We start from the raw sequence: 11,301 nt of genomic DNA on the forward strand, positions 1-11,301 counted from the left end.
AAATACGACGCATTAATTTGAAAAGGTGAAAAAATGATTAATTCAGGATGCTGTTATCTTGGATTGATCGATCAGATCAGAAATCTTCCCAGCTCTCCGCGGCGGCCTCCATCTCTGGTGCCTGCCGGGTTACGGCAACAGGCTTGGTGGTATGGCGCGCGGACAGACGACGGGTTGTCGCCTGGGAGTTCGGCCGTGCCGGTGTTGGCGAGGCGATGTTGCCGAAATCGAAACGCTGGATCAGGGTTGCGAGCTGTTCGACCTCCTGTGCGAGGCTATGGCTCGCGGCAGTCGACTGCTGCACCATCGCGGCATTTTGCTGCGTCGCCCGATCCATCTGGCTGACTGCATCGTTGACCTGGATAAGCCGCGCCGAGTTGCCCTGCGCGCCTGCTGCGATTACGCTGACCACTTGGTTGATTTCAGTGACCTGGGCAACGATCCGCTCAAGGGCCTTGCCTGTTTCCGCCACTTGTTCGACGCCTGAGGTAACCTGCTGGTTGGAGGTCGAGATCAGTGTCCTGATCTCCTTCGCAGCGTCTGCCGAGCGCTGGGCAAGAGCCCGCACTTCCGATGCGACCACGGCAAAGCCCCGTCCGGCTTCACCGGCGCGAGCCGCCTCGACGCCGGCGTTCAGCGCAAGCAGATTGGTCTGGAAGGCAATTTCATTGATGACACCGATGATGTTGCCAATCTGGTCGGCGGAGGCCTCGATCTCGCCCATCGCCGCCACGGCGCGAGCGACGACCGCGCCACCGCTTTCGGCATCTTTCATCGCCGTGCTCACCGCCTCGCGGGCATGTGCCGCATTGTCGGCTGTACCGCTGACGGTTTCCGTGATTTCCGCCAGCGTAGCCGCAGCCTCCTCGATGGTGGCGGCCTGCTGCTCGGTGCGCCGGGCGAGATCGTCGGCCGCGGTAGCGATTTCTCCGGTGCCGGAACGGATTGCCGAGGCATTGGCGGCAATGACCTGGAGCAGTTCCTGCAAATGGTCCATCGCGGCGTTGAAGTCCGTACGCAGGCGTTCGTAGCCATTTGCGAAGGCGGTCGTCAGACGGAAGCTGATCCGCCCGGCGGCGAGATTTTCGAGGCCGGTGGCAAGCGAGTCGACGACGAGTGCAAGGTCTCGCGCCGCCTGATCGCGTTCCGCCGCGGCGCGGGCGGCCTCCGCTTCGCGCGCCTCGCGTGCCTCGCGGGCCTCGGCTTCGAGCTGCCCCTTCTCGATACCCGCGGCCTTGAAGACCTCCACGGCGCGCGCCATCCCGCCAATCTCGTCGTTACGCTCGACATAGGGAACAGGTGTCGTGGTGTCGCCCTTCGAGAGCCGGGTCATCGCCCCCGTCATTGCGCGGAGGATGGCCGCGATATTCCGCTGAATGAAATACATCGCCAGGAGAAAGAACAGAAACACCGGAACGAAGATTTCCGCGATACGGGTAATATTCTCCCACAATGCGGCGTGGATCTCGCTGACATAAACGCCGGTGCCGATCACCCAGTCCCACCCCGGGACTTTTGCCATATACGAAATCTTTTCCAAAGGCTTTTTGCCGTTGGCTTTCGAGATGTAATATTCGTTGAACACCGGGTGACCAGCCAGCGCGCCCTCAAGCATCGGGCGGATGATGTAATGGCCGTAGGCGTCCTTGCTGTCGAGACGGTTCTTGCCGAGCATCGACTTCTTGGCGTGCTGGATGATCGTGCCGTCCTTGTCGTCCACGAAGTAGTAGTTTCCGTGATCGAAGCGCGTGGCGCCGATGATTTCCAGCGCGATGGCCTGGGCGCGATCTTTCGGCATGGCGCCGTATTTCACGAGGCGGGCAAACGACGACGCGATCGCGACGGCGTTGTTCACCAGCGTGCGCACTTCTGCCTTGCGATCAGCAAGCTCGAGGCGATAGGCCCCGAGCAGGCTGATGGCCAGGGCGGCCGCCGCCATCGTGATGCCGAACAGGCCGATCGTTGCGAATTGATGTCGGATCGAGAGTTTCTGCAGCACGGAAAATCCTCATTTTCAAAAGCAGGTGCAGCAAACCAGAAAATGCTTAATGAAAGATTGGGCTGCCGGGCCGCTCTGCGTTCCCGCCACCGGTCGATGCGACAGCCCGGACGCTGCGGGTCTTGATCCTGGTCAAGGCGCCAGCGCCCCACGCGCCTAGGCTCTGGTCCCGGACCATCAGGGTCTGGAATACCAGACAGGGATTGTCGCCATGACCGTGAAGCTGCAGATTACCTTCAAGGACATCGACCGTTCTCCCGCGCTTGAGGCGCGCATCCGCGAGAAGGCGGAGGTGCTGGGGCGGTTCGAGGGACGGATCCTGCGCTGCCATGTCATCATCGAGGCGCCGCACCGGCATCACCACAAGGGCAAGCTCTACCGTGCGCGGATCGAGATCGCGGTGCCGCGGGGCGATATCGTGATCAACCGAGAAAGTCCCGAGAACCACGCGCACGAGGATCCGTATGTCGCGGTTCGCGACGCGTTCGATGCCGCGGTGCGCAAGCTGGAAGACCATGCGCGGCGGCTCGACAATGCGGTGAAGCACCACGCGGAGGCGCTGGCGCATGGTCAGGTGGTCCGGTTCGTCGCCGATGCCGAATACGGGTTCATTGCCACCGATGACGGGCGAGAGGTGTATTTTCACCGCAACAGTGTGGCCGGAAACGGGTTCGGGCGGCTGCGCGTGGGTGATGCCGTGCGCTTTGCGGCGGCCGAGGGGCGGGACGGGCCGCAGGCGAGCCTCGTGCGTCCCGCAGCGCGGGGCGGCTGACAGTTGTTCCGCGGCGTGCTTTGATCGCAACCGATGATGCTGTTCCGGGATGAGGCAGAGTGAAGGATCCTTACGACGTTCTTGGTGTGGCGCGGGATGCGGGTCAGGATGAGATAAGGCGGGCCTATCGACGGCTCGCGAAGGACCATCATCCCGACCTCAACCCCGGCAATGCGGCGGCGGAGGCGCGGTTCAAGGACGTTTCGGCGGCCTATCACCTGCTGTCCGACGCCGATCAGCGCGCCCGGTTCGACCGCGGCGAGATCGATGCCGAAGGGCAGGAACGCGCGCGGCACGGCACCTGGCGCGACTATGCCGAGACCGGCGAGGGCGCGCGCTACGGCGGTGGCGGTGGCGCCTGGACCACCGACGATCTCGAGGCCATGTTCGGTTCGATGTTCGGCGGCGGCGGACGGCGCGGTGGGCCGGGGCGCGGGCAGGACCGGCATTATTCCATGACGATCGGCTTCGTTGAGGCTGTGGCTGGCGGCACAAGGAGGCTGTCGCTGCCCGATGGCGGCACGCTCGACGTGCGGATTCCTCCTGGCACCGAGGACGGGCAAATGCTGCGCCTGCGCGGCAAGGGCGGAGTGGGATGGAATGGTGGGCCGGCAGGCGATGCGCTGATCCGCGTGAGTGTGACGCCGCACCGCTTCTTCACCCGCGAGGGACAGGACATTCGGCTCGATCTGCCGGTGACGCTGGCCGAGGCGGTGCTGGGTGGGCAGGTCGAGGTGCCGACGCCGGGTGGCGCGGTGCGGATGCGGGTTCCTGCAGGGTCGGACAGCGGTACGGTATTGCGACTGCGCGGCCGCGGCGTGGCGGCGCATGGCACCGCCGCCGCGGGCGATCTCTACGCGACGCTGCGGGTTGTCATCGGCAAGGCGGACCCGGCGCTGGAGGCGTTCCTGCGCGGCTGGACGCCGGAGGAGACGCCCGATCCGCGCGCCGGGATGACCGAGACGGAGGTGCCGTCATGAGCGAAGGGGTGACGATCGAGGTCGTCATCGCCGAGGTGGCGGGGCTGGCACGGGCCGATCTCGAACGCTGGCTGGCGCTGGAATGGGTGCGCCCGGCGCGGGCTGGGGGAGGCTGGCGGTTCCATGGCATCGATATCGCGCGGGTGCGGCTGATCCACGAGCTCGCGTCCGACCTGCTTGTGGACGAGGAGGCGATGCCGGTGGTGCTCTCGCTGCTCGACCAGCTCTACGATGCCCGCCGGCGGATGCGCGCACTGGCCGAGGCGATCGCCGCGGCTCCGGAGGGACCGCGGCGCGCAGTGCTCGAATGCATCGCCGCCGCTCAGGAGCCGCCGAACCAGTTATAGCCCTGCCGCACCCAGTAGCCGCTGGGGAAGGTGTTGGTGACGCCGAGGGCGACGATCGATTTCGGGTTCTTGTAGCCGAGCTTGGTCGGAATCCGCAGCCGCACCGGCGCGCCGAACGGGGCGGTGAGCGGCGCGCCGAGAAAATCGAGTGCGAGGATCGTCTGGGGGTGCAGGGCGGAAGCCATGTCGATGCTCTCGTAATACCCGTCGGCGCACTGGAACGAGACATAGCGCGCCTTGAGATCGGCATTCACCCGTCGCAGGAAATGGCCGAGCGGCACACCACTCCACTGGCCGACAACGCGCCAACCCTCGACGCAGGCGAGGCGGGTGATCTGGCTCTCCTGCGGCAGGGCGCGCAGTTCGGCGAGGCGCCAGTGCCGCTTGTCGCCGATGCGGCCGGTGAGGCCGAGGCGCCAGGTCGCGAGATCGACGCGCGGCGCCTGGTCGATGCTGTAGAAGGCGTTGAAGCGCGGCGGCCTTGTGATGGCGGAGGCCGGGAAGGTCGGCGCCAGCGTATGCCGGTCGAACAGGGCAGCCTGCACCTCGTCGTTCCAGCGCGACATCGCGGTGAGCGCGCGGTCCGCAAGGTCGGGATGTTTCAGGTCGTCGTAGTCGCAGCCGGTGAGGCTGGCGGCGGCGCCGAAGGCGAGGCTGCGGCCGAGCAGGGCGCGGCGGTTGAGGAGCGTGCGCATGGGTCTTACTCCGCGGCTTCGGTTATTTTGGGGAGAGGATCGGGCAGGCGGCCGCCGGTGATCATCGCGGGGAGGACGCGCGGCACCAGGGCGACCAGCAGGACATGGACGATCAGGAAGCCGGAAATCCCGGCCATCGCGACGAAGTGGACAACGCGGGAATCGAAGAATCCGCCGAACAGATCCGACAGGTACCAGAGCTGCACCGGCTTCCAGACCGCAAGCCCCGACAGCACGGCGAGAACGCCGAGCGCGATGACCCCGAGATAGAGCACCCGCTGCACCGCGTTGTAGACGCCGACTTCATGCGGCAGGTGCAGGCGCAGGGCGGCCCAGATGTCGCGCAGCACGGCGCGGGGCGTGACCGGCAGCAGCTTGCGGCGGAAATGGCCACTTGCCGTGCCCCAGACGAGATAGGCGAGCCCGTTGAGCATCAGCAGCCAGATCGCGGCGAGATGCCAGGCGATCGCCCCGCCCAGCCATTGCCCGATCGTCGCCCATTGCGGGAAGGTGAAGGGCAGGAAGGGAGAGGCGTCGTAGATCTCCCAGCCGCTGCCGATCAGCGTGATGATGGCGATTGCGTTCAGCCAGTGCATGATTCGCAATGGCAGCGGGTGGATGGGGCGGTATCGGCGCATTTTCGGTTTCCTCGCTTGTTGTTGCGGTGGCGCCATGATGCGCCCGCCGCGGCGCCGGGGTCGAGGTATCGAAACGATGACCAAACGGCATTGGATCGGCCGCGCATGGCCGGTCATGTTTGCGGGGCGGACCACGATGACCGGTCCGCAGGAAGCAGACCGGGGCGCCGCCCCCCACACAGAGGAGACCACCATGATCCGCATTCTCGCCACCACCGCCCTTGCCCTCGGCCTCGTCGCCGGCGTTGCCCAGGCGCAGACCACCAGCGCGATGGGGCACGACACGATGGGCCACAAGAGTGCGATGAGTCACGGCACCGCCATGGGTCACGACACGATGGGTCACAACGCCATGGGCCATGATACCGCCATGGGTCACAACAAGATGGGCCATGACAAGATGGGTCATGACAAGATGGGCCACCCTGCCTCGTAGGGCGCTCTCGCTCCTGTCGGATCGATGGATGCCCCGATCCATCGCAGCCGCCGCCTGATCGTCCCGGCTTCAGAGCACGTTCCGGCCCTTGCGGCTCGGGACGTGCTCTATTTTATTGATGCCCTGGCCGGCAATTGATCGGGATGGCGGCTTTGCTACTATAAGAAAGCCAGGGAGACAGTATCGGCCATGGGCCTCGACGAGCAGCTTCAGGCGGAACGCCAACGCCGCACTGCAGATGACGCCGTCCGCCTTGCCTATGAGGACGTCTTCACGACGCTCAGCCAGAACGGTTTTCTCTCCGGCGTGCTCGGGGAAGCTGCCGCGTTTCCGGATTTCGTGCTGCCCAATGCCGAGGGGCGGCTCGTCTCGCTTGCCAGCCGTCTCGCCGAGGGGCCGGTTGTCGTGCAGTTCTTCCGTGGCGAGTGGTGCCCGTTCTGCCGATTGATGCTCGACGCGCTGGTGGCCGCCCTGCCGGAGATCGAGGCGGCCGGAGCATCATTGCTGGCGCTGACGCCCGACATGGGCCCGTGGGCGCGGCAGGCCAAGCAGAATCACGGCGCGACGTTCGAAGTGCTGTCGGATGTGGATTACGGGGTTGGACTCGCGGCCGGGGTGGTGTTCCGCATTCCGGCGCTCTATCGATCACGCCTCATGAGGGCGGGGATCGATTTCGCTGAACGGCACGGGAACGGGTCGCAGTTCCTGCCGGTGCCGGCGGTGTTCCTGCTCGATGTCAACGGGCGGGTCGCGTGGCGATTCGTCAGTGTCGATTTCACCCGCCGCGCTGCGCCCGATCGCATTCTCGGCGAGCTGCGCCGCCTTGCCGCGCCGGAACAGGAGTAGACGCGATGGAGCTGACCCAGGTGCGGTATTTCGTCGCGCTGACCCGGCTGCTCAACTTCACCCGCGCCGCCGATGCCTGCAATGTCAGCCAGCCGGCGTTGACGCGGGCGATACAGCGGCTGGAGGACGAACTTGGCGGGCCGCTGGTCTATCGCGAACGCAACCTGACGCAGCTGACCGAACTCGGCCGGGCCATGCTGCCGCATCTCGAGGCGATGCTGGAGGCGGCGGACAATGCGTCGGCGCTGGCCGAGGCGCGGCGGCAGCAGCCGGTGGCGAGCCTGAAGATCGGTCTGGGCCCCGGCGTGGGCGCTGCGGCGATTGCCGGTGCGGTGCGCGAGGTCGCGTCGCTGATGCCCGACCTTATGGTCCGCTTTGAGGAAGCCGCTGGGGCGATGCTCGTCGAATCGATGCTCTCCGACATGCTGGATTGCGCGGTGCTGCCCGCCGACTGCGCCCTGCCGGAACGCTTCAATCACTGGAAACTCTATGACGAGGGTGCTGTCGTGGTCATGCCGCCGCAGCACCGGCTGGCGAATGCCGAAAGCATCACTGCCTCCGACCTGGACGGCGAGGTGCTGCTGCATGGTGAGCGCTGCGGCGGCTTCGTCCAGGCGCTGCGCGCGGCCTGCGATGGGATGTTCCGCGTGCGACGTTGCGACGGCGGCATTGGGAACATGCTGGATCTTGTCTCGGCGGGGCTTGGCATCGCCATTCTATCGGAACGGATGGCGGTGCCGTCGCCGCTGGTGACCTGCCGCCTCGCCAAGCCACCATTGAACCGCGAGGTGCGCCTTGCCGCGATCGCCGGCCGGCCGCAGGGTCCTGCTGTCGCCGGTTTCATCAAGCTCTGCCGTGCCGGTTGTGGCCTCTGAGCCCGCCGCGGCCCGGTTGATTTTCTGACCCCACGCGCCGAATGTGCAGGGCAAAACAGGGTCGGAGACGGGCGCGATGGCGATGAACGACATGCAGCATGACGCGATCAGCCGGTTTTCCGTGCCTGATCTCGACTCGCTTCCCGCGGATATCCGCGAGAAAATCCTCGCCGTGCAGGAAAAGGCGGGCTTCGTGCCGAACGTGTTCCTTGCCCTCGCGCACCGGCCCGACGAGTTCCGCGCCTTCTTCGCCTATCACGATGCGCTGATGCTGCGTCCCGCAGGGCTGAGCAAGGCGGAACGCGAGATGATCGTGGTCGCGACCTCGGGTGTCAATCATTGCCTCTATTGCGTGGTGGCGCACGGGGCGATCCTGCGGATCTATGCGAAGGACCCGGAAATCGCCGACCGGCTGGCGGTCAACCCGGGCAAGGCACGACTCGCCCCGCGCCAGCGGGCCATGATCGATTACGCGATGAAGGTCGCAACCGCGTCGGACACGGTCGGGCCAGACGATCACGCGGCACTCCGCGAACAGGGGTTCGACGCCGACGAGATCTGGGATATCGGCGCGATCGCGGCATTCTTCGCGATGTCGAACCGGCTCGCCAACATGGCCGGGATGCAGCCCAACCCGGAATTCTTCGCGATGGGACGGTTGCCGAAAGCCTGAACCTTCAGCCGGGCGCGAGGCGGCGGCCGGACTCTCCGTCAAAAACATGGAGCTGTTCGGCGGGCAGGTCGGCCCCGAGTTCGGCGGCCCCAAGTTCGGCGGCCCCGAGTTCGGCAGCCTCAAGTTCGGCAGCGTCGGGCGCCGGGCCGCTGACGCGGATCGAGAAAGCGTCGCCATTGGCGAGATGGCCGTGCAGCAGGGTTTCCGAGCCGAGCGGCTCGACGAGATCGATCGTGACGCGCAGGGCATCGGCAGCCGTCGAGAGCGCCACATGCTGCGGGCGGATGCCGATTGTAACACCCGTGCCCTCGCGCCCCCAGGAGCCGGCGGGCAGCGCGATCTCCGGCCCGGCATCGAGCCGGGCGCTGCGGCCTTCGGGCCCGAGGCGGGCGGCGCAGAAATTCATCGCCGGCTCGCCGATGAACCCGCCGACATAGGTATCGGCGGGATGGGCGAAGACCTCGACCGGCGGGGCAATCTGCGCCGCAACTCCCTGGTGCATGACGATCAGCCGGTCGGCCAGTGTCATCGCCTCGACCTGGTCATGGGTGACGTAGAGGCTGGTGACGTTGAGGCGCTTCTGCAGCTTGCGGATGTCGGCGCGCACCTGCACGCGCAGCCTGGCATCGAGGTTGGAGAGTGGTTCGTCGAACAGGAACAGCTTCGGCTCGCGCACGATGGCGCGCCCCATGGCGACGCGCTGGCGCTGGCCACCGGAGAGCGCGCGCGGCTTGCGGCCGAGCAGTTCCGAAAGCCCGAGCGTGTCGGCGGCATCCTCCACCCGGCGGGCGATCTCGGCCTTCGCCATGCCCTTCAGCTTCAGCCCGTAGGCCATGTTGTCGAACACGCTCATATGCGGGTAGAGCGCGTAATTCTGGAACACCATCGCGATGTCGCGCTTCGAGGGATCGACATCGGTGATGTCGCGGCCATCGAGCAGGATGCGGCCGCCGCTCGGCGCTTCCAGCCCGGCGACGAGGCGCAGCAGGGTCGACTTGCCGCAGCCCGACGCGCCGACGATGACCAGCATCTCGCCATCCGCGAGCCGCAGGTCGATGCCGTGCAGTACGGTCGTCCCGCCGAAGCTCTTGGTCAGTCCCTGCAGTTCCAGCGTTGCCATTACTTGTCCACTTCGGTGAGGCCGGCGACGAACCAGCGCTGCATCGCCACCACGACGAAGACCGGCGGCACGATGGCAAGGATGGTGGCCGCCATGACGAGGTTCCAGGGCGTGAGCTGGTCCGAGGTGATCAACTGCACGATGCCGAGCACGATCGTATCGAGCCGCCCATTGGTCGCGACCAGCAATGGCCAGAGATACTGGTTCCAGCCATAGACGAACAGGATCACGAACAGGGCGGCGAGATTGGCGCCGGAGACCGGCAGCAGGATATCGAAGAAGAAGCGCATCGGCCCGGCGCCGTCGAGCTTTGCCGCCTCGACCAGCTCGTCCGGCACCGCGATGAAGACCTGGCGGAACAGCAGCGTCGCGGTGGCCGAGGCGATCAGCGGCATGGTCAGGCCGGTGAAGGTATTGATCAGGTGGAAATCCGACATCACCGAATAGGTCGGGATGATCCGCACCTCGACCGGCAGCATCAGCGTGATGAAGATCAGCCAGAAGGCGACCATGCGGAAGGGAAAGCGGAAGAAGGCGATGGCGAAGGCCGAGATCGAGGAGATTGCGATCTTGCCGATGGCGATGCCGAGCGCCATCAGCGCGCTGACCATCATCATGTGCCAGATCGGTACGCCGCCCTTGGCGGTGTTGCCGAAGCCGAGCGCGTGTATGAACACGGGCAGGCCCGAGAGGCGCGGGATCAGCGACAGGTCGCCGCGATTGATCGCGCCGGCCGATTGCGTCGCGCCGGCGAAGGCGACCCAGATCGGGAAGATGAAGATCAGTACGCCGATGATGAGCACGGCATGGGCAAGGTAATCGGGCCTGCGGTTCATGTCGCGCGCTTGCCGGTGTAGCGGAACTGGATCGTGGTGAGGACCATGATCAGCGCCATCAGGATGACCGATTGCGCGGCCGAGCCGCCGAGATCGAGATTGATCACTCCATCGCGATAGACCTTGACCACCAGCGTCGTCGTCGAACTGCCGGGGCCGCCGCCAGTGAGCGCGAAGATAAGCGCAAAGGCGTCGAAGGCGGCATAGACGGTGTTGATCACCAGCAGGAAGAAGGTGGTGGGGGCGAGCAGCGGCCAGATCATGGTACGGAACCGGTAGAAGCCCCGCGCGCCGTCGAGCGTCGCGGCCTCGATCACCGAGGCTGGCACCGATTGCAGGCCCGCGAGGTAGAAGATGAAATTGTAGCTGACCTGCTTCCAGGCGGCGATCAGCACGATCAGGCCGAAGGCGTCGGTGCCGTTGGTGGCGTAGTTGAAATCGATCCCCAACCGGGCGAGGACGTTGGAGAGCAGCCCGATCTGCGGCTGGAGCAGGAAAACGAAGATCACCGAGGCCAGCGCCGGTGCGATGGCGTAGGGCCAGATCAGCAGGACGCGATAGACCGACTGGCCGCGTATGCCGCGATTGGCGAAGCAGGCAAGCACGAGGCCGCCCGCCATCGACAGCACGGTGACTGCCGCACAGAAGATCACGGTGCGCAGCAGGGCCGCCTGATAGACCGGCGAGCCCAGCAGCGTGCGGAAATTGGCGAGGCCGACGAAGGTGGTGTTCAGCCCGAACGCATCCGTCGCCTGGACGCTTTCTGAGAAAGCGCGCCAGGCGGGGAGCAGGAAGAACAGGACCGTGATGGCGAGCTGCGGGGCCACCAGGACGGCCGGCAGCAGCCGGCCGCCGAAGAGGGTGCGTCTCTCCATCGCGCCGGGTGGATCAGCCGTGCAGGGCGCGGGCGAAGCGGTCGACCACCGCCTGGCTGCGCTGCTGGGCGCGCGCCAGCGCCTTGTGGGCCGGCGTGCCGCTCTGGATCGCGCTTTCCCACTCCTCCTCGATGATCACGCGGACTTCCGGCATGCCGCCAAGGCGGATGCCGCGCGAATATTTCGTCGGCTCCGTGCGGGTCAGCTGC

Annotated in this window: 13 protein-coding genes and 1 pseudogene; 7 read left to right on the top strand and 7 right to left on the bottom strand. The window is 66.0% G+C overall.

All coding sequences use genetic code 11. The features are described 5' to 3' along the window. Window positions 1–76: 76 nt before the first annotated feature. Entirely contained in the window at window positions 77–1,999 is a 1,923-nt protein-coding gene (locus B7Z76_RS00890; RefSeq protein WP_291341701.1) for a methyl-accepting chemotaxis protein, read from the bottom strand. A 211-nt stretch (window positions 2,000–2,210) separates the two neighbouring features. Between B7Z76_RS00890 and B7Z76_RS00895 the strand changes: the two genes are divergently transcribed. From B7Z76_RS00895 to B7Z76_RS00905, 3 genes are read left to right on the top strand one after another with little or no spacing between them, the layout of a single operon-like run. Next, window positions 2,211–2,771, top strand: coding sequence for an HPF/RaiA family ribosome-associated protein (locus B7Z76_RS00895; RefSeq protein ID WP_174503036.1), 561 nt, complete (start codon window positions 2,211–2,213; stop codon window positions 2,769–2,771). A 59-nt stretch (window positions 2,772–2,830) separates the two neighbouring features. Continuing rightward, window positions 2,831–3,751 carry a DnaJ C-terminal domain-containing protein gene (locus B7Z76_RS00900; RefSeq protein WP_174503035.1) on the top strand — a complete coding sequence of 307 codons (921 nt, stop codon included), beginning with the start codon at window positions 2,831–2,833 and terminating at the stop codon, window positions 3,749–3,751. Continuing rightward, window positions 3,748–4,098, top strand: a complete 351-nt coding sequence (locus B7Z76_RS00905; RefSeq protein ID WP_291341702.1) for a chaperone modulator CbpM — start codon at window positions 3,748–3,750, stop codon at window positions 4,096–4,098. Before B7Z76_RS00900 ends, B7Z76_RS00905 begins: the two co-directional genes overlap by 4 nt. Here B7Z76_RS00905 and B7Z76_RS00910 read toward each other — a convergent pair. Beyond that, window positions 4,074–4,793: a molybdopterin-dependent oxidoreductase gene (locus B7Z76_RS00910; RefSeq protein ID WP_291341703.1), complete on the bottom strand. Its 720-nt coding sequence runs from the start codon at window positions 4,791–4,793 to the stop codon at window positions 4,074–4,076. The genes B7Z76_RS00905 and B7Z76_RS00910 overlap by 25 nt on opposite strands. A 5-nt stretch (window positions 4,794–4,798) precedes the next feature. Continuing rightward, the gene (locus B7Z76_RS00915) at window positions 4,799–5,431 is read right to left on the bottom strand and encodes a cytochrome b/b6 domain-containing protein (RefSeq protein ID WP_174503032.1); all 633 of its coding nucleotides are present in this window, start codon (window positions 5,429–5,431) and stop codon (window positions 4,799–4,801) included. Between the two features lie 76 nt (window positions 5,432–5,507). On the opposite strand from B7Z76_RS00915, the gene B7Z76_RS00920 reads away from it, so the two are divergent. The 4 genes from B7Z76_RS00920 to B7Z76_RS00935 all read left to right on the top strand — a co-directional run bounded on the left by B7Z76_RS00920 (window position 5,508) and on the right by B7Z76_RS00935 (window position 8,261). Continuing rightward, window positions 5,508–5,867, top strand: a complete 360-nt coding sequence (locus B7Z76_RS00920; protein WP_291341704.1) for a hypothetical protein — start codon at window positions 5,508–5,510, stop codon at window positions 5,865–5,867. Window positions 5,868–6,056: 189 nt separating this feature from the next. After that, window positions 6,057–6,713: a peroxiredoxin-like family protein gene (locus B7Z76_RS00925; RefSeq protein WP_291341705.1), complete on the top strand. Its 657-nt coding sequence runs from the start codon at window positions 6,057–6,059 to the stop codon at window positions 6,711–6,713. Window positions 6,714–6,718: 5 nt separating this feature from the next. Beyond that, window positions 6,719–7,588 carry a LysR family transcriptional regulator gene (locus tag B7Z76_RS00930; RefSeq protein WP_291341706.1) on the top strand — a complete coding sequence of 290 codons (870 nt, stop codon included), beginning with the start codon at window positions 6,719–6,721 and terminating at the stop codon, window positions 7,586–7,588. A gap of 82 nt (window positions 7,589–7,670) precedes the next feature. Beyond that, window positions 7,671–8,261: a peroxidase-related enzyme gene (locus B7Z76_RS00935; protein WP_201712598.1), complete on the top strand. Its 591-nt coding sequence runs from the start codon at window positions 7,671–7,673 to the stop codon at window positions 8,259–8,261. Between the two features lie 4 nt (window positions 8,262–8,265). Here the strand turns inward: B7Z76_RS00935 and B7Z76_RS00940 are convergent, their stop codons facing one another. The 4 genes and pseudogenes from B7Z76_RS00940 to B7Z76_RS00955 all read right to left on the bottom strand — a co-directional run. Next, on the bottom strand, window positions 8,266–9,381 hold the full coding sequence (locus B7Z76_RS00940) for an ABC transporter ATP-binding protein (protein ID WP_291341707.1): 1,116 nt from the start codon (window positions 9,379–9,381) through the stop codon (window positions 8,266–8,268). Further along, the gene (ugpE, locus tag B7Z76_RS00945) at window positions 9,381–10,217 is read right to left on the bottom strand and encodes a sn-glycerol-3-phosphate ABC transporter permease UgpE (RefSeq protein ID WP_291341708.1); all 837 of its coding nucleotides are present in this window, start codon (window positions 10,215–10,217) and stop codon (window positions 9,381–9,383) included. The genes B7Z76_RS00940 and ugpE overlap by 1 nt, the downstream gene beginning before the upstream one ends. Next, a complete protein-coding gene (locus B7Z76_RS00950) occupies window positions 10,214–11,092 on the bottom strand; it encodes an ABC transporter permease subunit (protein WP_174503027.1) in 879 nt (292 codons plus the stop codon). The genes ugpE and B7Z76_RS00950 overlap by 4 nt, the downstream gene beginning before the upstream one ends. Window positions 11,093–11,105: 13 nt before the next feature. After that, window positions 11,106–11,301: pseudogene (locus B7Z76_RS00955) on the bottom strand (ABC transporter substrate-binding protein); the annotation flags it as partial.

Origin of the sequence: Acidiphilium sp. 20-67-58 (assembly GCF_002255515.1) — a bacterium.
Classification (GTDB): domain Bacteria; phylum Pseudomonadota; class Alphaproteobacteria; order Acetobacterales; family Acetobacteraceae; genus Acidiphilium.